Source organism: Bacillus sp. V2I10, from assembly GCF_030817055.1.
Classification (GTDB): domain Bacteria; phylum Bacillota; class Bacilli; order Bacillales; family Bacillaceae; genus Bacillus_P.
The window spans coordinates 4,934,722-4,959,377 of the sequence record NZ_JAUSYV010000001.1 but is presented as its reverse complement, the minus strand read 5'-3'; the positions used below and the strand labels follow the sequence as shown (position 1 = coordinate 4,959,377).

At 40.0% G+C, this 24,656-nt stretch carries 26 protein-coding genes; 19 read left to right on the top strand and 7 right to left on the bottom strand.

The genetic code is table 11. The features are described from left to right. Nucleotides 1-190 precede the first annotated feature (190 nt). The gene (locus tag QFZ72_RS25045) at nucleotides 191-883 is read right to left on the bottom strand and encodes a response regulator (RefSeq protein ID WP_307438819.1); all 693 of its coding nucleotides are present in this window, start codon (nucleotides 881-883) and stop codon (nucleotides 191-193) included. After that, entirely contained in the window at nucleotides 883-2,460 is a 1,578-nt protein-coding gene (locus QFZ72_RS25040; protein WP_307438818.1) for an ATP-binding protein, read from the bottom strand. The genes QFZ72_RS25045 and QFZ72_RS25040 overlap by 1 nt, the downstream gene beginning before the upstream one ends. A gap of 106 nt (nucleotides 2,461-2,566) precedes the next feature. Here QFZ72_RS25040 and QFZ72_RS25035 point away from each other — a divergent pair, with 106 nt between their 5' ends. From QFZ72_RS25035 to QFZ72_RS24995, 9 genes are all read left to right on the top strand, one after another. Beyond that, entirely contained in the window at nucleotides 2,567-3,595 is a 1,029-nt protein-coding gene (locus tag QFZ72_RS25035) for a TRAP transporter substrate-binding protein (RefSeq protein WP_307438817.1), read from the top strand. Between the two features lie 549 nt (nucleotides 3,596-4,144). Next, entirely contained in the window at nucleotides 4,145-5,407 is a 1,263-nt protein-coding gene (locus QFZ72_RS25030) for a dicarboxylate/amino acid:cation symporter (protein WP_307438816.1), read from the top strand. Between the two features lie 223 nt (nucleotides 5,408-5,630). Next, a complete protein-coding gene (locus tag QFZ72_RS25025; RefSeq protein WP_307438814.1) occupies nucleotides 5,631-6,251 on the top strand; it encodes a DUF47 domain-containing protein in 621 nt (206 codons plus the stop codon). An 11-nt stretch (nucleotides 6,252-6,262) separates the two neighbouring features. Next, nucleotides 6,263-7,261, top strand: a complete 999-nt coding sequence (locus QFZ72_RS25020; RefSeq protein WP_307438812.1) for an inorganic phosphate transporter — start codon at nucleotides 6,263-6,265, stop codon at nucleotides 7,259-7,261. A 115-nt stretch (nucleotides 7,262-7,376) separates the two neighbouring features. Then, on the top strand, nucleotides 7,377-7,613 hold the full coding sequence (locus QFZ72_RS25015; protein WP_307438810.1) for a hypothetical protein: 237 nt from the start codon (nucleotides 7,377-7,379) through the stop codon (nucleotides 7,611-7,613). Between the two features lie 253 nt (nucleotides 7,614-7,866). Further along, entirely contained in the window at nucleotides 7,867-8,418 is a 552-nt protein-coding gene (locus QFZ72_RS25010; RefSeq protein ID WP_307438808.1) for a nitroreductase family protein, read from the top strand. 187 nt (nucleotides 8,419-8,605) lie between these two features. After that, nucleotides 8,606-9,196 carry an NAD(P)H-dependent oxidoreductase gene (locus tag QFZ72_RS25005; protein ID WP_307438807.1) on the top strand — a complete coding sequence of 197 codons (591 nt, stop codon included), beginning with the start codon at nucleotides 8,606-8,608 and terminating at the stop codon, nucleotides 9,194-9,196. 258 nt (nucleotides 9,197-9,454) lie between these two features. Next, nucleotides 9,455-11,377 (top strand): S8 family serine peptidase, encoded by a 1,923-nt coding sequence (locus QFZ72_RS25000; protein ID WP_307438805.1) that lies wholly within the window; start codon nucleotides 9,455-9,457, stop codon nucleotides 11,375-11,377. 287 nt (nucleotides 11,378-11,664) lie between these two features. Then, entirely contained in the window at nucleotides 11,665-12,066 is a 402-nt protein-coding gene (locus QFZ72_RS24995; RefSeq protein ID WP_307438803.1) for a DoxX family protein, read from the top strand. 275 nt (nucleotides 12,067-12,341) lie between these two features. On the opposite strand, the gene QFZ72_RS24990 is transcribed toward QFZ72_RS24995, so the two are convergent. Continuing rightward, nucleotides 12,342-13,259: an aldo/keto reductase gene (locus QFZ72_RS24990; protein WP_307438802.1), complete on the bottom strand. Its 918-nt coding sequence runs from the start codon at nucleotides 13,257-13,259 to the stop codon at nucleotides 12,342-12,344. Nucleotides 13,260-13,434: 175 nt separating this feature from the next. On the opposite strand from QFZ72_RS24990, the gene QFZ72_RS29645 reads away from it, so the two are divergent. Continuing rightward, complete coding sequence (locus QFZ72_RS29645; protein ID WP_373464636.1) at nucleotides 13,435-13,590, top strand: glycerol-3-phosphate responsive antiterminator; 156 nt, start codon at nucleotides 13,435-13,437, stop codon at nucleotides 13,588-13,590. Nucleotides 13,591-13,901: 311 nt separating this feature from the next. On the opposite strand, the gene QFZ72_RS24985 is transcribed toward QFZ72_RS29645, so the two are convergent. Continuing rightward, nucleotides 13,902-14,738, bottom strand: coding sequence for an EcsC family protein (locus tag QFZ72_RS24985; RefSeq protein ID WP_307438796.1), 837 nt, complete (start codon nucleotides 14,736-14,738; stop codon nucleotides 13,902-13,904). Nucleotides 14,739-14,881: 143 nt separating this feature from the next. Between QFZ72_RS24985 and QFZ72_RS24980 the strand changes: the two genes are divergently transcribed. From QFZ72_RS24980 to QFZ72_RS24970, 3 genes are all read left to right on the top strand, one after another. Continuing rightward, nucleotides 14,882-15,712: an aldo/keto reductase gene (locus tag QFZ72_RS24980; RefSeq protein ID WP_307438795.1), complete on the top strand. Its 831-nt coding sequence runs from the start codon at nucleotides 14,882-14,884 to the stop codon at nucleotides 15,710-15,712. A 199-nt stretch (nucleotides 15,713-15,911) separates the two neighbouring features. Then, nucleotides 15,912-16,499, top strand: a complete 588-nt coding sequence (locus QFZ72_RS24975; RefSeq protein ID WP_307438793.1) for a class D sortase — start codon at nucleotides 15,912-15,914, stop codon at nucleotides 16,497-16,499. A gap of 20 nt (nucleotides 16,500-16,519) precedes the next feature. After that, nucleotides 16,520-16,945, top strand: a complete 426-nt coding sequence (locus QFZ72_RS24970) for a GNAT family N-acetyltransferase (protein ID WP_307438791.1) — start codon at nucleotides 16,520-16,522, stop codon at nucleotides 16,943-16,945. Between the two features lie 175 nt (nucleotides 16,946-17,120). Here the strand turns inward: QFZ72_RS24970 and QFZ72_RS24965 are convergent, their stop codons facing one another. Beyond that, complete coding sequence (locus QFZ72_RS24965) at nucleotides 17,121-18,029, bottom strand: RluA family pseudouridine synthase (protein WP_307438790.1); 909 nt, start codon at nucleotides 18,027-18,029, stop codon at nucleotides 17,121-17,123. A gap of 158 nt (nucleotides 18,030-18,187) precedes the next feature. Between QFZ72_RS24965 and QFZ72_RS24960 the strand changes: the two genes are divergently transcribed. Beyond that, entirely contained in the window at nucleotides 18,188-18,589 is a 402-nt protein-coding gene (locus QFZ72_RS24960; protein ID WP_307438788.1) for a DUF5365 family protein, read from the top strand. A gap of 106 nt (nucleotides 18,590-18,695) precedes the next feature. On the opposite strand, the gene QFZ72_RS24955 is transcribed toward QFZ72_RS24960, so the two are convergent. Both QFZ72_RS24955 and QFZ72_RS24950 read right to left on the bottom strand, forming a co-directional pair. Continuing rightward, nucleotides 18,696-19,160, bottom strand: a complete 465-nt coding sequence (locus QFZ72_RS24955; protein ID WP_307438786.1) for a thioredoxin family protein — start codon at nucleotides 19,158-19,160, stop codon at nucleotides 18,696-18,698. A gap of 1 nt (nucleotide 19,161) precedes the next feature. After that, nucleotides 19,162-19,599 (bottom strand): disulfide oxidoreductase, encoded by a 438-nt coding sequence (locus tag QFZ72_RS24950; protein ID WP_307438784.1) that lies wholly within the window; start codon nucleotides 19,597-19,599, stop codon nucleotides 19,162-19,164. Between the two features lie 476 nt (nucleotides 19,600-20,075). Between QFZ72_RS24950 and QFZ72_RS24945 the strand changes: the two genes are divergently transcribed. The 5 genes from QFZ72_RS24945 to QFZ72_RS24925 all read left to right on the top strand — a co-directional run bounded on the left by QFZ72_RS24945 (nucleotide 20,076) and on the right by QFZ72_RS24925 (nucleotide 24,647). Further along, nucleotides 20,076-20,471: a CBS domain-containing protein gene (locus QFZ72_RS24945; protein WP_373464717.1), complete on the top strand. Its 396-nt coding sequence runs from the start codon at nucleotides 20,076-20,078 to the stop codon at nucleotides 20,469-20,471. A gap of 87 nt (nucleotides 20,472-20,558) precedes the next feature. Then, on the top strand, nucleotides 20,559-21,221 hold the full coding sequence (locus tag QFZ72_RS24940) for an HAD family hydrolase (protein ID WP_307438781.1): 663 nt from the start codon (nucleotides 20,559-20,561) through the stop codon (nucleotides 21,219-21,221). Nucleotides 21,222-21,323: 102 nt separating this feature from the next. Next, a complete protein-coding gene (locus QFZ72_RS24935; protein ID WP_373464716.1) occupies nucleotides 21,324-22,829 on the top strand; it encodes a GNAT family N-acetyltransferase in 1,506 nt (501 codons plus the stop codon). Nucleotides 22,830-23,094: 265 nt separating this feature from the next. Beyond that, entirely contained in the window at nucleotides 23,095-23,655 is a 561-nt protein-coding gene (locus QFZ72_RS24930) for a glycerol-3-phosphate responsive antiterminator (protein WP_307438777.1), read from the top strand. Between the two features lie 173 nt (nucleotides 23,656-23,828). After that, nucleotides 23,829-24,647, top strand: coding sequence for an MIP/aquaporin family protein (locus tag QFZ72_RS24925; RefSeq protein WP_307438775.1), 819 nt, complete (start codon nucleotides 23,829-23,831; stop codon nucleotides 24,645-24,647). Nucleotides 24,648-24,656: the final 9 nt, after the last annotated feature.

Sequence of the window (24,656 nt, the reverse complement as noted above, 5' to 3'; positions counted from 1 at the left end):
GCCATTTTTTGAATTTATACGGCTGGTTTATAAAATTTTTCGGCCGAAATGTGAAAAGATACGGCCAAACCACTTTTTGGCTTGGCCAAATAAAGGATGTTTCGGCTGTTTTTTCTTACAATCATCCGGATTTCTGCTTATTAGCCGCAATAATGAAAAGAGATGCAACCGGTGTGGCTGCATCTCTTTTTTATACTCTTTTTGAAATTAGATACTTGTTGACAGGCCTCCCGACACCGCCATATTGAATATCAATCTCTAATTTTCCTTCTCGTTCAAGGTGTTCAAGATATCGTCTTGCTGTTACTCTGGCAATTCCCACGCTTGAGGCTACATTCTCAGCTGAAACAGGAGCGCTTTGATTTGTGAGATAGGTGAGAATTTTATAGAGAGTCACCTCATGCAATCCTTTTGGCAAATCCTTTTTCTCTTTAGGCTCTTCTTTTTGAAACCTGATGGAATCAAGTTCATTTTGTGTCAGCCGGGATTTATCTTTCAGCTTGCTGCGGTAGGCTGAATAGTTTTCAAGTGATTGCTTCAGCCGTTCGAATTTGAATGGTTTCATTAAATAATCAACGGCTCCGTGAAGCAGAACATTTCGGACTGTTTCCATATCACTTGCGGCCGTTATCGCAATAATATCAGAGGCATGTCCTTCAGCCCGAATGGCTTGAATGGTCTCAAGACCATTCATTTTGGGCATATACATATCAATCAAAATCAGATCAGGAGCAAGCTTTCGCACAAGCTCCAGGCCTTCGGCACCATTTGATGCGATGCCAATAACTTCAAAACCATTCACTCTATCTAAAAACTCCCGATTCACTTCCTGAACCATTAAATCATCTTCAATCAGAAGTACGGAAACTGGTTTGACCTGCATCAAATCTCCTCCATATAAAATGTAACTGTGAAGCTTGTTCCCGCCCCTTCTTCAGACTCCGCCATGATCGTGCCATTTGCCTGCTGAACAAGCTGATTGACTAAATAAAGCCCGATTCCCCGTTCCCGGCCTCCCTTTGTAGAAAAGCCCTGTTCAAAAATGCGGGGGTAATCTGCTGCTTTTATTCCGCTTCCATTATCCTCGACTAAGAGTGTCAGTATATCTGCATCCTGCTCAATGCTGATAAAAATATGAGGGAAGGGACCTTGATGGTGTTTAAAAGAATCAAATGCATTTTCAATCAGGTTCCCTAGGATGAGAACAAAATCATGATGATCAAGCTTATCTGGGAACCTATTAAACTGGCTGTTGGGATCAATTTCCACGCTGATTCCAAGTTCGGTTCCCCGGCGGATTTTACTGAGCAGCAATCCCGCAATGCTCTCATCTCTGATGTTTTTACTCAAAAATTGAATCAGTTCTTCTTGCTCTTCAGTGGTTTGAAAGACAAATTGGAGCGCTTTTTCGTGATTCCCGAGCTGAATCAGACCTGCAATCGTATGGAGCTTATTATTGTATTCATGATTTTGGACACGTAAAGCGTTTACAAAAGCTCGTACGCCTGTTAATTCTTCCGCCATCTTTTTCACTTCGGTCCTGTCCTGAAAAATGGCCACAGCTCCAACCGTTTGGCCGCTTACTTTAATCGGAACCCGATTGCTTAAAATGTTCAGGTTGCCGACATTAAGCTCTTTGCTGTATATCGCATGATCAAGCTTGAGAATTTCAGGCAAGGCGGTATCTGGAATAACTTCTCTGATGGATTTTCCAATCACGTGACCGTTAATCCGCATCATTTTCATGGCTTTATTATTAAAAATAGTAATCTTTTCATTCGTATCAATAGCTATTACACCTTCGTGCATGGCATTAAATGTTTCAGTGCGCTCGACAAGGAGCCTTGCAATTTCATGTGGCTCGAGGTGAAACATCTGTCTTTTAATTTGCCGTGCCAGAATCCAGGCGCCCCAGCCCCCAAATAATAAAGAGAGACTTGATGTGATGAAGATTTCAAACACAAGGCTTTGCAGAACTTCCATAAAGACTGGAAGTTTGTATCCCGCAAGGACGACTCCAATTTGTTCATGGTCATCGTTCATTACAGGGGCAAATGCACGCATGACGGTTCCGATTTCTCCATTTGCCTTAGATGTGTAGGAGTGTTCTGCAAAGGCCGGGCCTTCATCGTTTCCCTGTGAGCGGGTACCGATCATATCAAGTACGGGATGTGTCAGTCTTTCACGATCCATGTTTAAAACAACAATATAATTTGCGTTGTTGATGATTCTTAGGCGGTCGATTACTTTATTAAGATCATTCTGTCTGCTTTCAAGAGCTTCTTTCACTTCAGGAAGTTCAGCGATCGTCTGCGCTGTTACGAAAGAACGCGCCTTTAACTCTTCTTCTTTTCCGCTTATATAATTGCCGAATAAAACAATTCCTGCCAGAAAAAGAGAAAACCCTAATATAAAGAAGATTAAGCCAGTAATTTTCCATAAGATTGAAATTCGTCTCATATTGGTTCCTCATTATTCTGAAGAATAAAATATCTTTCATTGTAACATGCACCAAAATCTCATGATACAATGAATCTACTAAAAAATTGTTGAAACGGTGGATAGTATGAAATGGTTTATTAGCGCTAGTCTTTTAACTGTGCTCTTTTTAGTGGTAATTTTTTCACATGATCCTATGCATGAAATAGAAGAAGACGATGAACAGCATGGTTTGAGTGATCAAATTGTCATTAAGTTCAGTCATGTGGTTGCTGAAAATACACCTAAGGGACAGGCTGCAGAAAAATTTGCTGAGATTATTGCAGACCGGACTGATGGAAAAATAAAGGTGGAAGTTTTTCCGAACGAAATTATGTATTCAGATGAAAAAGAGCTGAATGCGCTTAAAAAGGGCGACGTTCAAATGATTGCTCCTTCTTATTCAAAAATGACAGAGGTCATCCCTGAATGGCAAGTGCTTGATTTGCCTTTTATTTTTCAGGATGAGCAGCATGTACAAAACGTTTATACAGGAGAAGTTGGAGAACGGCTGCTAGGCGAACTTGAAACTGAAAATATTAAGGGCCTCGCATTGTGGGGAAATGGCTTCAAACAAATGACAAGCAGCAGCGGGACGTTGATCGAGCCTGAGGATTTTTCAGGACAGCGCTTTAGAATAATGCCAAGTGATACAATTGCAAAACAGTTTGAATTGCTGGGTGCCATTCCAAAAGCTTCTTCCTTCAATGATGTTTACATCGCTTTGGAAGGAAATGAATTTGACGGACAGGAAAACACGATTTCAAATATTTATTCAAAAGGATTTTATCGACTGCAAAAAGACATGACGGTTTCGAACCATGGCTATTTAGGCTATTCTGTCTTAATGAATGCAGAATTCTGGAACAGTCTGGAACCTGAACTGCAAACTCAAATTCAAAAAGCCATGGATGAAACGACTGAGTGGATGTTTAAAGAATCAAAAAAGATGAATGACTCACAGCTAATTAGAATGAAACAAAATTCCAAGATGAAAATCCATGAACTGAGTGAAGCCGAAAAAGATAGATGGCGTAAGGTGTTCAAGCCGCTTTATGAAACGTATTCCACTGAATATGGGGATCGGTGGATTGAGGATATTCGGAATGTACGATAATAAATGATTGGCCGCTGCCTGTAATGCAGCGGTTTTTCTATTAATGAAGCATTCGGCAAGATTTAGCTAAAATGACAGAATAAATGATAATAGAAAAGGAAAACGACTAAATAAGCAAAAGTTAGAAGAAATCAAAAAAATCACTTGGCTAAATAAAACCTGAAAATGGCTAAATACATCAAGAAAACGGCTAATAAAGTCAATAAATCTGCTATAAAAATCGCCATTTTCGCTATAAAGAGATTGGTGAAGCGTGCGGCTTCAAAGTCAAACCTGGACTTTTCGGTAGCATCCATATCTGTCTGTTGTATGTAAACAGGCGGAAACCGCATTTCGTGATGTCTGGCTCCACCGTCCAACTCCTCGGCCAGAAAGGATCCGCCAGTTAAGGCAAAAAGCGCCTTTCCGGAGCTAAACGGGCGGTTCGGCTTTTCTGGTGACCAAAAAGACCAAAAAGAACAATAACACCAAAACGGAATGATATCTAAATTATCAGTTAATATAAAGGTATTCTTGTAAGCGCTATCAGTAAAAGGGATGGAGGATACTATGAAAATTAACTTTAAGAATTTAACGGTTCAGGTCATTATCGGAATTATTTTAGGTATTGCTGTTGGCTTTTTGTTTCCAAGCTTTGGGATTGAGCTGAAAGTTTTAGCGGATGTCTTTATTAAAATGATTAAAATGGTGATTGCGCCAATTATCTTTTTTACGGTTGTAATCGGAATTGGCAGCATGGGTGACTTAAAGAAGGTCGGAAGAATCGGAGGCAAGGCCCTCCTGTATTTTGAAATTGTGACGACCTTTGCGCTTGCAATCGGAATTATTGTAGTAGGAATTGTAAAGCCTGGCGAAGGCTTCAACACAGATGCCGTTGAGGGAGGAGATGTATCTCAGTATACGGAACAGGCAGAAGAAACAAGTCATGGTTTCATTGACTTTGTAGTCGGCATTATTCCTGAGAATGTTGTAGGCGCAATGGCTGAGGGAGAACTGCTCCCGATCTTATTCTTTGCTGTCTTGTTTGGAATCTCAATGGCAGCGATTGGGGAAAAAGCAAAACCTGTTGTCGTTTTGTTTGAAAGACTGACAGATATTTTCTTCGGTGTAGTAAACATGATCATGAAAGTTTCACCATTCGCGGCTTTCGGTGCAATGGCGTACACGATTGGACAATTTGGATTAGGATCGCTTGTTGCTCTCGGTAAGCTGATGGGATCTGTTTATATCACCATGTTCCTATTTATCATCTTTGTTTTAGGGGCCATTGCAAAATATTATGGCTTCAGCATTACAAAATTTATCGCTTTTATTAAAGAAGAGATCCTGCTTGTACTTGGAACATCTTCATCAGAATCCGCACTTCCAAAGATGATGGAGAAGATGGAGAAATACGGATGCTCAAAATCTGTTGTGGGACTGGTCATTCCGACAGGCTACTCCTTTAACTTGGACGGCACTTCAATCTATTTATCAATGGCGGCCATGTTTATTGCACAGGCATACGGAATAGATCTCAGTATTTGGCAGCAGCTGACCCTTCTTGGAATTCTGATGCTGACATCTAAAGGGGCGGCAGGAGTAACAGGATCCGGCTTTATTACATTGGCAGCAACGCTTGCTGCATTCCCGATGATTCCGGTTGAAGGCATCGCCTTACTGCTCGGAGTAGACCGTTTCATGTCTGAAGCCCGGGCGATCACAAATCTCATTGGAAATGGTGTTGCAACTGTTGTTGTTTCTAAAATGGAAAATGAATTTCATCCTCCGGCTGAACACGCTGAACCTGCAAAAATTTCAATTGCTAAGTAAAAAAAAAGCGGAGTTTCCGCTTTTTTTTGCGTTTTTTAAAAATTTCGCAAATTGAATTAGAAATCAATACCATAGAAATATTTTACTAATATTAATACTTTGTAAAGATATTGTAAAAATTAACGACAAAGTCTTTTCGGATTCGACATTAACGTATATACTTTTTAAGTTGCAAATAAAAGAGAGAAAAACAAAAATATATGGCTCCATGGAGGAATAAGCAATGGCTATCAAAAGAAGAAAAGATAAGTTTTCTGAAATGTTAAGTCAGATATCTGAGAACTTAAAAGAAACCGGGCAGTATTTTGTTGATTTCAAAATCAATAATGCCAATGATCTAAAAGTATTCTCAGAAACAATTAAGGATTATGAGTCAAAAGGCGACTCGTTTGTTCATACCATCATCATGGAACTGAACAAAGCATTCATTACTCCGATTGAGCGTGAAGACATTCTTCAGCTCGCAATGATTATGGACGATGTTTTAGACGGCATCGAACATTCTGCTGCATTGTTTGAAATGTATTCTGTTACACAGCCGACTGACTACATGGTAAAGTTTGTTGACACAATTAATGAGTGTACAATCGAAATTGCTAAATCAATTGATTTGCTTTCAAACAAAAAGCTAAGCGATATCCGCACTCATGCTATCCGTCTAAAAGAACTTGAGTCAAACTGTGATAATTACTTGCGTACAGCTGTGAAAAATTTATTTGCAATTGAAAAAGACCCGATTAAAATCATTCAATATAAAGAGATATATGAAACACTTGAAGAAATTGCTGATAGCTGTCAAGGTGTTGCCAACACACTTGAAACTATCATCATGAAGAACGCGTAAGAGGCGATATTATGGATACTATATTAATTCTTACCATTCTTGTTGTTATTTTTGCCTTAGCGTTTGACTTTATTAACGGATTTCATGATACGGCAAATGCAATTGCAACATCTGTATCAACTAAAGCCCTAAAACCAAGACAGGCAATCATCCTTGCATCTGTCATGAACTTCGTCGGTGCAATGACATTTACAGGGGTTGCAAAAACGATCACAAAGGACATCGTTGACCCGTTTACGCTGCAAAATGGATCTGTTGTTATATTAGCTGCACTTATTGCAGCCATCACGTGGAATTTAATTACTTGGTATTATGGAATTCCAAGCAGCTCCTCACATGCGATTATTGGTTCAATCGCAGGTGCTGCGATTGCTGCGGCAGGATTTAATTCTCTAAACTATTCAGGGTTTTTGAAAATCCTTCAGGCACTTATTATTTCGCCGATCTTAGCGTTTATAATCGGTTATATTGTTTACAGTATTTTTAAAGTTGTCTTTAAAAACAATAACCTGACAAAAACAAACAGAAACTTCCGTGCGATTCAGGTGGCAACAGCTGCTTTGCAATCTTACACTCACGGTACAAATGATGCTCAAAAAGCAATGGGTATTATCACGATGGCCCTTATTGCCGGGAATCTTCAAGACTCTACAGATATTCAATGGTGGGTTCAATTCTCATGTGCACTTGCAATGGGACTTGGTACAAGTGTCGGCGGCTGGAAAATCATTAAAACCGTTGGTGGAAAGATCATGAAGATTCGTCCAGTTAACGGTGTAGCAGCAGACTTAACTGGAGCAGCCGTTATATTTGGGGCTTCGATTATTCACTTGCCTGTCAGTACAACACATGTTATTTCATCTTCAATACTTGGCGTAGGCTCTGCACATCGAATCAAAGGTGTAAAATGGGGAACGGCTAAAACGATGGTCATCACATGGTTCATCACCTTGCCGATTTCTGCTACATTGGCAGCGATTTCCTACTTTATTTTAAATCTATTCTTTTAATTAGCATACCCTCCTTAACTGGAGGGTTTTTTTATTTAGGAAATTATAGTTTGAGTGCATGAAGTCTCAAAGCTTAGAATGGAGCAGAAAAACGCCTCCAGCTTAATAAAGGTGCGTGAAAGCAAGTGAATGCCCCCAAAAAAACGCCTCCAGCTTAATAAAGGTCGTGGATGCCGCAAAAAAAGCGCGCCCTCCTTCAAAAAAGTGCATCAAAGCAGTGTGTAGAGCAAAAAATAACGTCTTCACCCTGAAAAAAGTGTTTCAAAGCGGCGAATGGAGCAAAAAAAACGCCTTCACCCTGAAAAAAGTGTTTCAAAGCGGCGAATGGAGCAAAAAAACGCCTCCACCTTAAAATAAGTGCATCAAAGCGGTGATGGTGCAAAAAGTTGACTATCTGGTCAGCAGTTTTTTTCCTGACGGGAAAAAGCAGCTTAAAATCATTCAGTCCGCTTCCTATCGAGCCTCGAAGATAAATACAATTTCTCTCCTTCAATAAAGAAGTCGCCTGCGTATTTTATTACTTGTCTAAAATTGACGAAAAAAATACAGAGTGATACTATTGTTTTAGATGATAGTGAAAATCGTTATCAATTGGAGGGTGAAAAATGTTTCAACAGCAATCTATTTCAGCAGTAATACGGGAAAGAATCTCAATCAAATCAAATTACCTTCCTCTCGAGGTAAAGGAAGAAGATATTGTAATCCTGCTTAATGACGCTGTCTGGGCTCCTAACCATGGTCTAAGAGAGCCTTGGCGGTTTTTATTTGTAAGCGGAGTGCGGAAGGAAGCTTTTATTCAGACTGTTCTTGCATGCTACGAAGCAAAAGCACATGAAAAAGTAAGGTCAAAGCTTGCAGATGTTCCTGCATTTTTAGTTGCCATTATGCCTGAAGATCCCCGCCAGAAAATATGGGAAGAGGATTTTGCGGCGATCAGCACCCTTATTCAAAATCTGCAGCTGCTTGGCTGGGAAAAAGAGCTTGGAATGGTATGGAAAACGCCAAATCACATGTATGACCCGAAGTTCCGCCGTGCCATCGGAGTTCAAAATGGCGAAAAAATCGTTGGCATTCTGCAGCTTGGCTATTTTGATCCTGCCCTCCATGTGAAAGATAGAAAGCGGACGAATGCATTGGAAAAAATGAGTTCATTTTGAGAAAGATCCATGAATAAAGCTTGGTAAATTTAATGATACTTAAAAAAATCCATATTTCCTGGCTCGAACCAGGGAAATATGAATAAATAACCATGACGGCAACTGCAAAATAGAAAAATATCACACAAAATCATAATATTCTCATACTCCGCAAACAATAATAAAAAAGCGATTTTAGGAGAATGAAATGAATATATTGATTATTTTTGCTCATCCGAATCCGGAAAGCTTTAATGCAGCGATATGTGATGCCGTGGAAAAAGAATTTACAAGCAAAAACTTTCAGGTAAGAAAAAGAGATCTATATCAGATGAAGTTCAACCCCATTTTGACAGAGGACGACTATACATCCTTTTATCAGGATAAAGTTCCGGCTGATGTTCAGGCGGAACAGAGTGAAATTATATGGGCAAATATTCTTGTCTTTGTTTTTCCAACATGGTGGGCCGGGATGCCGGCTATTTTAAAAGGGTATTTTGACAGAGTTTTTACCAACGGTTTTGCTTTTCGATATTCTGATGAAGGTCCGGAGGGCTTGCTGAAAGAAAAACAGGCGCTAATTTTCCAGACTACAGGGCAGCCTGAGAAGTCTTTGAAGCCTCCGCAATTGACCATGGCCATGCAGGCTTCGTTTGATGTTGGCATTATGAATTTTTCCGGAATCGAAACGATTGCCCACAAGTTCATTTATTCGGTTCCATATGTTGATGAAGAGACCCGGAAACTAATGCTGAATGAAGTCAAAGAAGTTGTTGAAATGATTGGGAAACAAAAATAAAAATGATCTTCCTGTAAAAGGGAAGATCTTTTTTTATGCACAGTATTTACTTTATAGAACTTTCGGCGCTCTCTATGAGACATGCTGCCAACAGTGGCTGGAGTATGATTTCATATGTGAGAAAACCTTTTCAAAATTTAATAATCATATTTAGATTCTTTTTCCCAATAACAGTCTTAAGTTTATGTGATAGATTAGAAGAGTATAGAAGAAAGTGAAAAATCTTCTAATCTTGGAAACTCGGGGGAGCTGGTAGTTTTGGGAAAAGGTGTTAAGTTAACCGCTTTAATAACTTCACTTTGTGTAGCAGGAAGTGTTGTATTTATGCCGAATGTTCAGGCGGAGGCTGCACCGCAGCTGCTGGAGGAACTGAAGCTGAAAGAAGTGGGGTATGCATCATTCAGCAGCCATAATCGGTCCGGCGGAAAAGCGATGTTTAAAATGGAGAGCTATATCAGCAAGCTTCCAAAGAATGTGCTGAAAAGGCTTGAGCAGACTAGTTCAAAAAACTCGCTTTATGTCGTGCAGTTAAGAGGTCCAGTAACAGAAGCAGACCGTTTATCAATTACAGGATCCGGTGCTGAAATCATTGAGTATGTACCTGATTATGCATTTGTGGTGAAGGCGGATAAAAAAGCCGTTCATTCTTTAAAAAAAGGAAAGGGTACTGCATCTGTCAAGGCTTACCTGCCATTATATAAATTAGATCCAGCTCTATTTGAATCTGGATACAGCAAGCTCTTTGATGTTGAATTAAAAGACGTCAATAAATCGAAGAAAAAATTAGTTAAGAAAAATCTTACAGAACTTATTGAATATGCCACTCAGGAAAATACCCTTTTTATAGCCAAAGAAAATACGTTCCAGCTTAACAACGATGTGGCAGCCGGTATAATGAAGGTAAATACAACAAGCAGCACTTATGGACTTTCAGGCGCAGGCCAGACAGTTGCGGTTGCAGATACCGGCCTTGATACAGGCAGAAACGATGCTTCTATGCATGAAGCATTCCAAGGCGGAAAGATTAAAGCACTATACGCATTAGGACGGACGAACAATTCCAGTGATCCAAACGGTCATGGAACACATGTAGCAGGATCTGTGCTTGGGGATGCTCAATTCAAAGGAATGGCTCCTAAAGCCGGACTCGTTTTTCAGTCGATTATGGATGCGGGCGGAGGCCTTGGAGGATTGCCGAGCAACCTTAACACACTTTTCTCACAGGCCTACAGCGCAGGGGCAAGAGTCCATACGAATTCCTGGGGCGCTCCTGTAGCCGGTGCGTATACATTAGAATCAAAACAAGTAGACGAATATGTCTACAATAACGATGATATGACTGTGCTGTTTGCAGCAGGCAATGATGGGCCGAATGCCAAAACACTGAACACACCAGGCACAGCTAAAAATGCGATCACAGTCGGTGCTTCTGAAAATAACCGTCCGTCATTTGGATCGTACTCGGATAATATTAGCCAAATCGCTGCTTTCTCATCTAGAGGGCTTACTTCAGATGGAAGGGTGAAGCCTGATATCGTTGCACCTGGAACATTTATCTTATCAACCCGTTCTTCGCTCGCGCCAGATTCATCTTTCTGGGCGAATTATAACAGTAAATATGCTTATATGGGCGGAACGTCAATGGCGACTCCGCTTGTAGCGGGAAATGTTGCTCTATTGCGAGAGCATTTTATTAAAAATAAAGGGATTACACCTAAGCCTTCACTGATTAAAGCAGTTCTGATTGCAGGTGCACAGGACCTGGGGCTCGGCTATCCAAGCGGAAATCAGGGCTGGGGCAGAGTCTCTCTGGACAAATCAGTTAATGCTGCTTTTACAAACGAAGCAAAAGCAATCAGAACAAATGAAAAAGCAGCTTATACCTTTAATGCTGCAAGCGGCAAACCGCTGAGAATTGCTTTGGCATGGACAGATTATCCGGGAAATCCATCAGCATCTGTTTCGTTGGTCAATGATTTGGACCTTGTCATTAAATCACCAAGCGGAAAAACTTACACAGGAAACGATTTTACGTCTCCATACAACAATCAATGGGATGGAAGAAATAATGTAGAAACGGTTATTCTGCCAAATGCGGAAGCCGGGTCTTATACGATTGAAGTGCAGGCTTACAATGTTCCGTCAGGCACTCAGGATTTCTCTTTTGCAGTTGTACAATAGAACAGATAAAATGAGCCGCTTCATGCAGAAGCGGCTCATTTTTTTAATATTGATGACATCATATCCATTAATGCAGTTTCCAGTATGTTTTAAACGTCTGAATTTTTCCAGATTGATTTTCTTGCAATAAGAGATTGACAGATAAGGAAATAAAGAATATAATTACTTTGAATTCAAGATATTTTAATTAAAAGTAATTTCTTTGCAAGGTCTGCATATAAATTAAAGAGTAAATTTTTTTAAGAATATATCTCGAATTAAAAATAATTGAAAGAAGGATGATCAGAATGTTAGTAGATTTAGGACTTTTACTTATTCGTTTAGTGATTGGACTTTCGTTCATGGCTCATGGAGCACAAAAACTGTTTGGTTTATTTGGAGGTCACGGCATTAAAGGCACAGGGGGCTTCTTTGAATCCATTGGAATTAAACCTGGAGTTGCAATGGCGGTACTTGCCGGCCTGGCTGAGTTTGCGGGCGGAGCTTTTTTTGCGGCAGGCTTCCTGACTCCGCTTGCAGGAGCTGCATTAGCTGGCACAATGCTTATTGCGATTGTTAAAGTTCATGCACCAAACGGCTTCTGGGCTGCTCAAAATGGCTATGAATTCAACCTGACTTTGCTTGCTGTTGCAATTGGTGTAGCTTTAACAGGTGCAGGCGCATATTCACTTGATGCATTAATCTTCTAAATATAAAAAAAGGAACTAAAGCGCTTAAACAGTTCTGTTCAGAGGTACAAAACAGTATATCGCAATGTAAGTTGCCCGCCATTTTAAAATGGCGGGCTCATTCGTTATATATTTAGGCAGATTATTGGACATGTATGCTTCTATGGCAATATAAGTTATTCCATTAAAAGGATTGTGGAATAAGGAGATAGTGAAACAAGCATCAAAGGAAAAAGTCATGTGTTGAAAGGAAAATAAATAATTTCATAAGAAAAGGAGAGAGTTTAAAATGCTGATTAAGGCAGTACATTACCTGCAGCACGATAGATGCCATACCACTCCTCGCGAGTAAGACGGACATCACTTGCCTTACAGCAATCCTTTAAACGGCCTTCATTCATCGTGCCGATAACCGGCTGCATGTTTGCCGGATGTCGCAATAACCACGCGATAGCGATGGTTGAGCTGCTTACTTCATATTTGTTCGCGACTTCATCAATCTTTTGATTCAATTCAGGAAACTTGTCGTTACCTAGGAATACTCCCTCAAAGAACCCGTATTGGAAAGGGGACCATGGCTGAATGGTAATATCGTTCAGTCTGCAATAATCAAGTATGCTGCCATCTCTGTTCACAGCAGAATCATTTTCCATGTTCACATTAAATCCATTAGAGATCATATTTGCATTGGTAATACTTAATTGAAGTTGATTAGCAACGATTGTTTGCTTCACCGACTTCTTAAGTAATTCGATCTGCATTGGATTCTGATTTGAAACACCAAAGTGACGAACTTTTCCTGAACTTTTAAGAATATCGAAAGCCTCTGCCACTTCTTCGGGTTCTGCCAATGTATCCGGACGGTGCAGCAGCAGAATATCTAAGTAATCTGTATTCAATCTCTTTAAGCTTCCGTCAACTGATTCTAAAATATGTTCTTTTGAAAAGTCGAACATTCCTTCTCGAATACCGCACTTAGATTGCAAAAAAATCTTTTCACGAATATCATCGTTCATATGGATGGCTTCAGCAAATATTTCCTCGCATGTTCCACCCCCATAAATATCAGCATGGTCGAAGAAATTTGCACCTAATTCAAGTGCTGATTGGACAAAGTGCTCAGCCTCTGCCTTTTCCAGAGAATTAATGCGCATACAGCCGACTGAAACAACCGGCACCTCTAAAGTACTTTTTCCAAGTTTCATAGTCCTCATGATATATCCTCCTTAATGTAATTGTGTAATTTCATATAATGCGTTTGAACTTTACTTCCACGATGGTGGCAAAGGTATTTGTTATACAATAAATTGAAAATTCGGTTAAGTATTTCTTATTGATTGTGACACACAAGTACAGCGTTTTCAAGAAATTACTGCGCCGTATTCAACCATGTCCTCCATACAGAAGGCAGTAGAAACGATATTTTTAATGTCCGGTGATATTTTTACAGTTGAACATTGTGTTGAAGAAAGCAGAAAAAACAACAAATCTATTTTTTTGCATGTTGATCTTATAAAAGGGATAGCCAATGACCGTGAAGCTTAGTAATATTTACGAAGGGTGGAGTATAGGAGAAAACCCAGGTATATTTTTTAGTTCGATGTGGCATAAACTATAAAGTTTGTGTTTATTCTGACTAACTATACTTGGGTTTTTCTGTTTTCTTTCATAGAAGACTAGCAAGTGATGGCTTTCAACAATTTTATACATCAGAAAAATAATTTAGTTTTTTAATTAGCTTAGCGGTTTCGTTCGGCTTACTTTTCGAGCTTCCAGTTAGAATCAAGAGTCACCTTACATTTGAACCAGTTGAAGCCTGTACGAAACTTTTTGCACCTTTCAAAAGAACACGTTGGTCAGCGCTGAGATCCTTTTTCTTCTATTATCATCGCTGGATCAGACTCCAGCCTTTCAAGAATTCTTCTTTTCTGATATAACATAATCCCTGTTTCAGCAATATCCTTAACCATCGAACGATTTGTATATGCTCCGAACAGCATGCCGGCAACAGGCACCATCTGCAGCAATTTTTTCAGTCCAAAATGGTCACGGTATGTATAAACAACCTCACGCCATCCCTGAAGTTTAGACATCATTTCCGCAGGCTCCATGCTGCGGTTATAATAACCCGATAGTTCGTTTAGGATCGCTTGTTTGCCGACAATATCCGCTGATGCAAATTGCAGGCACTTTACGATGAAAATCCGCTCTTCCTTGTCTTCAGGATCATAGCCATAAGCAATCGCAATTTCCTGTAGCGTTTTTAAAGAAAGTCCGAGCAGGACAGGAATGTCTACGGCGAGTGTGAAAATTCCTCCAAATCCGGTTGTCGCACCCTGAACTGTGGCAACATTTCCCCGGTTTGTCCTCAGATCCCCGCTTACGAGGTTCATGACCTTTAAAGGCACTTTTTTCATATCATTTATAGTACTAACCGTCTCATCCGGAACAAGCAGCTGGACTTTTTTCAGAATGCCGTTTTTTTGTGTTAAATACTTGCCGCCGCTTTGAATGAAGCTTCCCAGTTCATCAAGCATAACACCAATTTTCTTTTGAACAAAAGCAGGTGTCAGCTTATCTAATAATTTAAAGGGAATCCGGCCGATTTTCTCCCAGAAAAATAACCCTTTTTGATCATCTTCCCATTTTTCAATTTCTTTTAATTGAATGAGGAGCTGTTCTTTCGTTTCCATTCACAAACCGCACCCTTTCGCATAACAATCTTCTTTCATTTTAGCAAAAAGGAGATAGAAATAGAAAAAATGAGGCATATTTTTTGGTTTTTGCAGAAGTTTTATCAGATAATGAAGATAAAAGCTGAGAGGGGAAAGATATCATGGCGAAGAATCTGCAGGATACAACTTTATTACATAATGGCGTGAAAATGCCTTGGTTCGGGCTTGGGGTATTCAAGGTAGAAGAAGGATCTGAAGTTGTCAATTCAGTGAAATGGGCAATTGAAGCAGGCTACAAAAGCATTGATACTGCTGCTGTCTATGGAAATGAAGAAGGTGTAGGCCAAGGGATTAAAGAAAGCCGAGTTCCCCGCGAAGAGTTATTCATCACAACAAAAGTGTGGAATGCTGATCAAGGATATGAATCCACATTAAAAGCATTTGATGAAAGCATGAAAAAGCTAGGTTTGGAATACTTAGATTTATATCTTGTTCACTGGCCTGTTGAAGGAAAGTATAAAGATACATGGAGAGCGCTTGAGACGCTTTATAAAGAAGGAAAAGTAAAAGCAATCGGTGTGAGCAACTTTCAAATTCACCATCTTGAGGATGTGATCAAGGATGCTGAGATTGTGCCGATGGTTAATCAGGTAGAATACCACCCACGGCTTACTCAAAAAGAACTTCAGGCATTCTGCAGGCAGCACAGCATTCAGCTTGAAGCCTGGTCACCGCTTATGCAGGGAAAACTTCTTGATGATGAAACGTTAACTGAAATTGCTGAAAAGCACGGTAAATCTGTAGCTCAAGTCATCTTGCGCTGGGATCTCCAGAACGAAGTTGTAACGATTCCAAAGTCTGTAAAAGAACATCGCATCCATGACAATGCATCGGTATTTGACTTTGAATTATCACAAGAAGAGATGGAACGCATCGATGGATTAAACCGCGATGAGCGTGTAGGTCCTGATCCGGATAATTTTGATTTTTAATTAATAAGTGAGACAGGCTGTCCAATGCGGATAGCCTGTTTTTTCTCGTTTATTAGTAAAAAATTATCAGCATCCAAATCAAGCCCCTGACTCTTAATATCCTGTCCATTTATTTTTGGAAAATTCTGATGTGTAATTTAGTCATATTTGATATAATCAGATTGATTAAATGCGCGGACAAAGGGGAAGTGCCGATTCCATGAATATATTCAAAACCTTTTCACTCTTATTAATTATCGGAGGCCTTCTTTTTACGGGATATGGTGTATGGCAGATTGTTGAGACAAATGTAAAAACAAATCAGTCATTGGCAGACGCACAAGCTGCGATCAGGTCATCAGAGGAAAAGAAAATGCCTTCTCCATCACAAGAGAAAAGGTATGAACCGGAGATTGGGGATGCTGTCGGTATTCTTAAAATTGACCGCTTAAATGCAGAGCTGCCGATTGTAGAAGGAACAGATCCGGATGATCTTGAAAAAGGAGTAGGGCATTACAAGGGGAGCTACTATCCGAATGAAAACGGCCAGATCGTGTTGTCAGGGCACAGAGATACAGTGTTCCGTAAAGCGGGAGATCTGATAATTGGCGATTCATTAAAAATTATACTGCCATATGGCGAAGTTGAATACAAAATAAAGTCCACTAAAATTGTCGATGCAGATGACTCGAGCATTATCACGCTTCAAAATGAAAAAGAAGAGCTCATTTTAACAACGTGCTACCCTTTCAGTTTTGTCGGTAATGCGCCCGAGCGCTACATTATTTATGCGGAAAAAGTAAATTAGCAGCGGGAGGAGATTTTTTCATGATTGCTATTCGGGAGATTGAAGAAGAAGAAAACTTTAAGAAAGCTTATCCAGTTATGGCTCAATTGCGCACACAGCTCAGCGAGGAAGAGTTTTTTAATTTGCTCGAGCCGATGAGGAAGCAGGGATACCGTTTAATAGCCCTATATGAAGATGAACAGGTTAAGGCATTAGCAGGTATTATCGAGCTTACAAATTTCTATAACGATAAGCACATTTATGTATATGATTTAGTCACAGATGGAGCATCTCGATCACGCGGGTTTGGGGAAAAGCTGTTAAACTACGTTGAAGAACTTGCTAAGGAATCCGGCTGCGGCATGATTACATTAAGCTCAGGCAATCAGCGGATTGATGCCCATCGTTTTTATGAAGAGAAGATGAGCTTTGACCGCGTCAGTCATGTATTTAATAAGAGATTATAAAAGAATGCCCCAGAAATTCTGGGGCATTTTCTTGTTTTAGGAGGAAGCTGGAAAAAAGAAAGTAAAAGGCTCTTTTTGGCAAGTAAATCAGAAGTTTAAGCAAGTAAATGTCTTTTTCCTGCAAGTAAATCCAGTGATTTGGAAAGCATTTTCACAAACCTCAAAATATGATCTCTTAAAATTGCAGCTTCATCATTAATTTTTTCATATCATCTGGGAAATCCGCGCTCACGGACACTTTTTCAGCTGTAAAAGGATGCATAACCGTGATTTCTGACGCATGCAGAGCTTGGCGGTTTATCAAGTTTTTGTTCCCGCCATATAAGTCATCCCCTGAAATGGGATAGCCAATGTGGCTCAGATGGACACGAATCTGATGTGTTCGACCGGTTTCCAGCTGCAGTTTAACAAGTGATACATCAAAACGAGTATTGTAATCTTCCGTTTTAAAATGAGTTAGTGCAGACTGTCCGCTGGGAGATACTCTTCGACGGGTCGAATGATGACGATCCTTTCCGATCGGCTGATCAATCTTTCCTTTTTTCTGCTTCAATTTCCCTTGTACGATGGCTGTATAAGTTCTTTTGATTAGCCGTTCCTCAAGGAGGCGGTCCAGGATAGCATGTGATAAGGCATGTTTGGCAAAAACGATTGCACCTGAGGTATCGTGATCAAGTCTGTGAATATGTCTTATTTTTCTAGTCATCCCCTGCATCTGTAAATGAAAGGCGACTCCATTAGCGAGTGTGCCGGTTTGACCCGGTTCATTTGGATGTGTATCCATTCCGGCAGGTTTATTGACGATTAAAAAATGCTCGTCCTCAAATAATAAATCAAGCTCCATGTATTCTGGGATGATATCAAGATCTTCATCTTGAAATAAACGAATCATAATGGAGTCTTTTTCATTTAATGGTGCCGTCCAATTTGGCAGGGAGTCATTTATTTTTAGTTCATGTTCCATCCGCCATTTATGAATGAGCGTCTTTGGCGCATTCAGTTTTTCTTTCAGAAATTGCTGGAGGGAAATCCCTGCCCATTCTTTCTTAACCGGAAATTCCATCCATTCTCCTTTAATTTTCATTGCAATCCCCTATCTATCAGTAGTCTTTCAAGTATACTAAAGATGCTAATTGGATGTCCAAGCTAGAAACGGAAACACTTACCTCTCCTTCGGGCATTAGAGCTATGTTATTCTAGCAGTAAGATAAATGCCCGATCGCAGCAAAGAGGTGAATGAATTTGAGAATTGTTTTTGCATCAACCGAAGAGCAGGAGCAGTACATTGAAGAACTGATTGAAACTATGTATGAAGAAATATTCCCGCAGTATTTTTCAGATGAAACGATTGATCAGCTGGATGAACTTGCCGTTTTAAAGCCCCAAACAGAAGACATGCAGTATAATGGCACGTTAAAAGAAGCTTTTCAAATCATGTCCAGTCTTCAAGCCCTTACAGCATTGCTTAATCATTTGGATCAGCAATCTGAAGAAGAAAACAGGGATCTATACGACCGCAATATCAATATCTTAAAGAAGTACGGCTATCAATTCCCCCTTACATTTGATCACTTTCTTTCTTCAAAAGAGAAGGCTGAACAAGTAAGCAAATATGGTAAACCGGCAAATAAGTGGATTGTATAAAAAAAGGGTACACAGTCGTGTACCCTTCTTTTTTGTATTTAGAACCCGGACTTTTCTGTCAGAGCCTTATCTGTCTGCCGGGGCTAAATGGGTGATTCCGCTTTTCTTATTTCCAATTACTCAATAAATTCTTAAAATAAGCCCCATCATTATAGCCTTCTACACGATCTACTTCTTTTCCGTTCTGATAGCGGACAAGTGTTGGAGTAGCTTCGATTCCGTACTGCTGCCAGCCGTCTTCAAACTCAAGCAGGTTGAATTGGCCGATTTCTACCCCTGCTTCTTCTGCAGCAGGCATTAATTCAGGAGTCGTTCTTTTGCAGTGTTCACAAGTTGGACTGAAGTAATAAACAACAAAGTCCTCTTTTTTATCCATCTTTTCATCTACTTCTTCAGGAAGGATGATGTTCTGATAATTTGGGTCTTCTAGCTGGTCAACAGTAGCAGGATTCAGTTTGTCCTTGCCATATGGATTGCCTTCTGATTTTTCTGTTTGCTGATAATTTGTTACAAATGCCAAACCGCCGAATAACACGATAAAAATACCTGCAAATATTAAGAGCTTCTTCATATTAACGACCTACCTTCATTTTTCTGTAAATATTTAAGCTTGTCACAAATACAACGGTAAATCCGATTAGTGCCAGAAATGGTATCGTAATAAATCCAAGCCAGTTGATGTATTCTCCAGTGCAGGGAACAATGCCGCATGATGCTGAATTTTCGCCTACAAAGTCAATTTTTTGAACCGCATAATGATAAATGGAAATCGAACCGCCAATCGCTGATAAAATCATGGAATAAAACGCAATTTGGTAATCCTTCTTATAGATCGCAATGCCAAGAATGACGACAAGTGGATACATTAAGATCCGCTGATACCAGCAAAGATTACAAGGGATGAATTCCATAATTTCTGAAAAGTATAAGCTCCCAAGCATCGAGATGAATGAAGCCGCCCATGCAATAAATAATTGATTTTCTATGTATTTTTTAAGTTTCTCTGACACATTATCGCCTCTCCATTCATGAGTTTACACTACATATTATAGTCCTCGATCAGAGTCTTGTAAAACCAAACTTTCAGACGGCCCGAAATTAAAAAAAGAAGCCCATGATTTGCAGCTTCGCTCATGATTCTTTTCTTGTTAGACCATAAAAAAATAATTGCAGAAATTCATTTGTCATTTTGTTTCGGTCTTAAATTGCGGGTGTTTTACACTTCTGAAGCAAACATTTAAAGTAAAACATGATCGTTTCAAATAAAAGATCCTAAAACGCCGCTTTTTGAATATGCTCCATCTTGCTTTCTTCTTTCAAAACCGTTCATCCTAAAACACCTCTGAATACAAATTTCAAATTCAGCAAAGTTAATGGATTTAATTGAGAGTAAAGGTCACATTTTCTAAAAGAAAAGACAGGATTTATGCACATACTATTAGCTGAAAGGAGCTGTTTAAAGTTGAATTCATCTATCAGAGAAAGTATGTCAAAAGATCTTGTCACGATTTCTTCCTCACAAAGCATTCAGGAGGCTGCAGAACTTATGAGCAGCAAAAATGTTGGTTCCATTCCTGTTGTGGATGGGGGACAGATAAAAGGCGTCATCACAGACCGGGACATCACGCTCCGTACAACAGCACAAGGCAGGCCTAATGATACGAAAGTGGCAGATGTAATGTCTTCAAACCTTGTGACAGGAACACCTGACATGAGCAGCGAAGAAGCCGCGCAGCTGATGGCGTCAAATCAGATTCGCCGCTTGCCGATCGTTGAAAACAATCAGCTTGTAGGCTATGTTGCACTGGGTGACCTTGCAACTGATCAAATGTCTAATGAAGCAGCAGGACATGCACTGACCAATATTTCAGAGCAGCACTAATAAGGGAGGCACCTGCGAAGTATAAGCAGGTGCTTTCTTTTCTTTTTCCGTTATATAATGTTCTTATTAATGACAGGGGGAAGATTCATGATTAAAGCCATTATCTTTGATTTTGACGGATTGATTCTTGACACAGAAACGCACGAGTATGAAGTTCTTCAGGAAATTTTTAAAGAACAGGGCAGTGAATTGCCTATGTCAGTATGGGGTAAAGTGATAGGAACAGCATCTGATTTTAATCCATTTGCGTACTTGGAAGAACAAATCGGAAGATCAGTCAATCATGAAGATTTAACACACTTGCAAAAAGAGAAGTTTGAAAAAAGAATAGCAGCTGAAGCTGCAAGACCTGGTGTAGAGGCTTATTTAATGGCTGCAAAGGAATTGGGGCTGAAAATTGGCCTGGCATCAAGTTCAAGCTATGAATGGGTATCCTCGTTTTTAGAAAGCTTGAATTTAATTGATTATTTTGAGTGCATACGCACATCCAACCATGTTGAATTCGTTAAACCAGATCCTGCCTTGTACATAGAAGCAGCTAAATGCCTAGATGTTAAACCAAGCGAGTGTCTGGCCTTTGAAGATTCCGCAAATGGCGCACTCGCTGCTAAAAAAGCAGGCATGTTCTGCACCATCGTTCCAAACAGCGTAACCAGTCATTTGGAGTTTGGAGACATTGATCATCGTTTAGAGTCGATGGCTGAAATGGAGCTTGAAAAAGTCATCTCGCTTATTGAGTCAAGGAACTGAATATGTTTCGGAGCGGACTAATTAGGGAATAAATTGCTGTTACTATATAAAGGAGCGATTGTTTTGACCGATACAATTGATTTGTCCAAATTCGAGAAAAAAATGATTATCAGAAATATTGAAGAGAAAGACATAGATGAAATTTTAGCCATGCAGGCTTTATGTTTTCCAGGAATGGTTCCTTGGGAAAGAGAGCATTTAGAAAGTCACTTGGAGCATTTCCCTGAAGGACAGTTCTGTGCTGAATTTGAAGGGAAGATTATTGGTTCATGCTCAAGCCTGATCATTAACTTTGATGAATACGATGACCGTCACACTTGGGATGATATTACGGATAACGGCTATATATCAAACCATAATCCTGACGGCTACAATATGTATGGAATAGAAGTGATGGTGCATCCTCAGTACCGCCGTATGAAAATCGGCCACAGGCTTTATGAGGCAAGAAAAGATCTTGCGAGACGGCTGAATCTTAAAAGCATTATAATCGGGGGACGAATCCCGAATTATCATAAGTTTGAAAAAGAAATGTCTCCGCGTCAGTATGTGCAGGAAGTCATTCATCATAAAATCTACGATCCGGTGCTCTCGTTTCAGCTGCTGAATGGATTTTTGCTGATGAGAATTAATCCAAACTATTTGCCTGACGATCGTGCTTCGGGTAAATACGCAACTCTAATGGAGTGGAACAATGTTGATTACATGCCAAACACTAAACGATTCTATAAAACGGCTCTGCCGGTGCGTATTTGTGTTGTGCAGTATCAAATGAAACAAATTAACTCGTTTGAAGAGTTTGCGAATCAGGTGGAATATTATACAGACGTTGCATCTGATGCATCTGCTGATTTTGCTGTATTCCCGGAATTGCTTACAGCTCAGTTAATGTCTTTTTTGGATGAAAAATCACCAAGCAGAGCGATCCGCAGACTGACAGAGTATACGGAAGAGTACATTAGTCTTTTTACAGAGCTTGCAGTAAAATATAATGTCAATATCGTTGGCGGTTCTCACTTTGTAGAGGAAGATAACGGAAAAATTTTTAACGTTGCTTACCTTTTCCGCAGAGACGGCACAATTGAAAAGCAATATAAAATTCACATCACTCCAAATGAACGCAAATGGTGGGGAATCAGCAGAGGGGATGATGTCAAAGTTTTTGATACAGACTGCGGCAAGGTCGCCATTCAAATCTGCTATGACATAGAATTCCCTGAGCTTGCACGCATTGCTACTGAAAAAGGCGCTAAAATTATATTCACACCATTTTGTACAGAAGATCGCCAAGGCTACTTGCGTGTCCGCTATTGCTCACAGGCGAGAGCCGTGGAGAATCAGATCTATACCGTCATTTCAGGTACAGTCGGAAATCTCCCGCAAACAGAAAATATGGATATACAATACGCACAATCCGCTATTTTTGCTCCGTCTGATTTTGAATTTGCAAGAGACGGCATAGTTGGCGAGTGCAATCCGAACATTGAAATGGTCGTGATCGGAGATGTTGATCTTGAAATACTCCGCAGGCAGCGTCAATCCGGAACAGTCAGACAGCTGAAAGACCGCAGACATGACGTTTACGGAATTCGTTATAGGAAGAACTAGGGCAAAGATAACTCATCTTTGTCTTCTTTTTTGAAGTTATAGGAATGCACATGATTGCAAGCGGAAGCGCCTAACTCCTCTGAAAGAACGGATCACCCAAAAAGTCAAAACTGGACTTTTACAGCGGATACTTACCTGCAATTAATGCCGACCAAGGCCATCCGCTATTCTTGTTAAAAAAAGAAACCTTGAGTTTACAGGAATATATGTAGTACATTCATTTAAGCATTTATATAAAATAATAAAAAAGTAGGAGGTGCAGACGATGAGCTTTGAAGGTCAGCAAATATTGCCTGCTATCCGCAATATGAAGCAGTTTGAACGATTTTTGGAAAGTCCGTATCAGTATGGAGTCCTTCTGGATACACATCTCGGACAGGTTCGGAATATTGTCAGACTTGCAAATGCATCGAACAAGAAAATTCTCATTCATGTCGACTTGATTCAAGGCTTGAAGCACGATGAGTATGCAGCAGAGTTTATTTGTCAGGAAGTAAAGCCGGCAGGATTAATTTCAACCCGATCAAACGTGATTGCAAAAGCAAAGCAGCGGGGGATTTATGCCATTCAGCGGCTGTTTCTTCTTGATTCGAGTGCTCTTGAGAAAAGTTTAGAGCTGATAACAAGAAACAAACCGGATTATATTGAGGTACTTCCAGGACTTGTTCCCAGTTTGATCCAAGAGGTAAAGGAGAAAACTGGAATACCTATTTTTGCAGGCGGTTTCGTCAAAACCTCTGAAGAAGTGCATAAAGCGCTCGCAGCAGGAGCTACAGCAGTAACATCATCAGAAATAGAGTTATGGAAAAATTATCAAAATATATAATATTTTTCTGTTGACACCGCTTACATTAGCATGTACCATAAAGGCAAGTTAATAAATGTGATGGAGAAACGGAGATCCACAGCAAATCTTTACTTAGTGTAAAGTCATTTGTTGTGGATTTTTTTATTCTTTTAATCTATTAAAACACATTTATCAGATAGGAGGATATAAAGATGACGGCTTTTTGGGGAGAAGTAATAGGTACGATGATTTTGATTGTGTTCGGCGGAGGTGTATGTGCAGGTGTCAGTTTAAAGAAGTCATTCGCGCATAACTCTGGCTGGATTGTCATTACAATGGGATGGGGATTTGGTGTTGCCATGGCTGTTTATGCAGTCGGCGGAATAAGCGGGGCGCATTTGAATCCGGCTGTTACATTTGCTCTTGCTTTTGCAGGTTCTTTTGAATGGAGTCAGGTGCCATCTTATCTATTAGCTCAAATGATTGGAGCATTTTTAGGAGCAGTGCTTGTTTTCCTTCAGTATCTGCCGCACTGGAAGGAAACAGAGGATCCAGGTGCAAAGCTCAGTGTGTTTTCTACAAGTCCTGCGATTCCCAATCACTTTGCCAACTTTATCAGTGAAGCGCTTGGAACATTTATCTTTGTGCTCACATTACTTGCGATTGGAGCGAATACATTTACTGAGGGCTTGAATCCGCTTATAGTAGGATTTCTGGTCGTTGCAATCGGGCTATCACTTGGAGGTACTACAGGCTATGCAATCAACCCTGCACGTGACCTTGGGCCAAGACTTGCACATTTTGTTTTGCCGATTGCAGGAAAAGGGAGTTCGAACTGGAAATATGCATGGATACCAGTTGTTGCACCTCTAGTAGGCGGATCTTTTGCAGCGGTCTTTTATAATTACGTTTTTAAGGGTAATATCAATACTGCCTTCTGGTATGTAGCAGCTGCACTTGTATTTATGCTTGGAATTGTCTATGCACTGTCAAAGAAACAATCGAAATCAGAAAGCTCAGCAACTTACTGAAATTAAAGG

Coding starts and splice junctions, on each gene's coding strand:
- QFZ72_RS25045 (WP_307438819.1), bottom strand. CDS start 883: ATGCAGGTCAAACCAGTTTCCGTACTTCTGATTGAAGATGATTTAATG.
- QFZ72_RS25040 (WP_307438818.1), bottom strand. CDS start 2,460: ATGAGACGAATTTCAATCTTATGGAAAATTACTGGCTTAATCTTCTTT.
- QFZ72_RS25035 (WP_307438817.1), top strand. CDS start 2,567: ATGAAATGGTTTATTAGCGCTAGTCTTTTAACTGTGCTCTTTTTAGTG.
- QFZ72_RS25030 (WP_307438816.1), top strand. CDS start 4,145: ATGAAAATTAACTTTAAGAATTTAACGGTTCAGGTCATTATCGGAATT.
- QFZ72_RS25025 (WP_307438814.1), top strand. CDS start 5,631: ATGGCTATCAAAAGAAGAAAAGATAAGTTTTCTGAAATGTTAAGTCAG.
- QFZ72_RS25020 (WP_307438812.1), top strand. CDS start 6,263: ATGGATACTATATTAATTCTTACCATTCTTGTTGTTATTTTTGCCTTA.
- QFZ72_RS25010 (WP_307438808.1), top strand. CDS start 7,867: ATGTTTCAACAGCAATCTATTTCAGCAGTAATACGGGAAAGAATCTCA.
- QFZ72_RS25005 (WP_307438807.1), top strand. CDS start 8,606: ATGAATATATTGATTATTTTTGCTCATCCGAATCCGGAAAGCTTTAAT.
- QFZ72_RS24995 (WP_307438803.1), top strand. CDS start 11,665: ATGTTAGTAGATTTAGGACTTTTACTTATTCGTTTAGTGATTGGACTT.
- QFZ72_RS24990 (WP_307438802.1), bottom strand. CDS start 13,259: ATGAGGACTATGAAACTTGGAAAAAGTACTTTAGAGGTGCCGGTTGTT.
- QFZ72_RS29645 (WP_373464636.1), top strand. CDS start 13,435: ATGTCCTCCATACAGAAGGCAGTAGAAACGATATTTTTAATGTCCGGT.
- QFZ72_RS24985 (WP_307438796.1), bottom strand. CDS start 14,738: ATGGAAACGAAAGAACAGCTCCTCATTCAATTAAAAGAAATTGAAAAA.
- QFZ72_RS24980 (WP_307438795.1), top strand. CDS start 14,882: ATGGCGAAGAATCTGCAGGATACAACTTTATTACATAATGGCGTGAAA.
- QFZ72_RS24975 (WP_307438793.1), top strand. CDS start 15,912: ATGAATATATTCAAAACCTTTTCACTCTTATTAATTATCGGAGGCCTT.
- QFZ72_RS24970 (WP_307438791.1), top strand. CDS start 16,520: ATGATTGCTATTCGGGAGATTGAAGAAGAAGAAAACTTTAAGAAAGCT.
- QFZ72_RS24965 (WP_307438790.1), bottom strand. CDS start 18,029: ATGAAAATTAAAGGAGAATGGATGGAATTTCCGGTTAAGAAAGAATGG.
- QFZ72_RS24955 (WP_307438786.1), bottom strand. CDS start 19,160: ATGAAGAAGCTCTTAATATTTGCAGGTATTTTTATCGTGTTATTCGGC.
- QFZ72_RS24945 (WP_373464717.1), top strand. CDS start 20,076: ATGTCAAAAGATCTTGTCACGATTTCTTCCTCACAAAGCATTCAGGAG.
- QFZ72_RS24940 (WP_307438781.1), top strand. CDS start 20,559: ATGATTAAAGCCATTATCTTTGATTTTGACGGATTGATTCTTGACACA.
- QFZ72_RS24935 (WP_373464716.1), top strand. CDS start 21,324: ATGATTATCAGAAATATTGAAGAGAAAGACATAGATGAAATTTTAGCC.
- QFZ72_RS24930 (WP_307438777.1), top strand. CDS start 23,095: ATGAGCTTTGAAGGTCAGCAAATATTGCCTGCTATCCGCAATATGAAG.
- QFZ72_RS24925 (WP_307438775.1), top strand. CDS start 23,829: ATGACGGCTTTTTGGGGAGAAGTAATAGGTACGATGATTTTGATTGTG.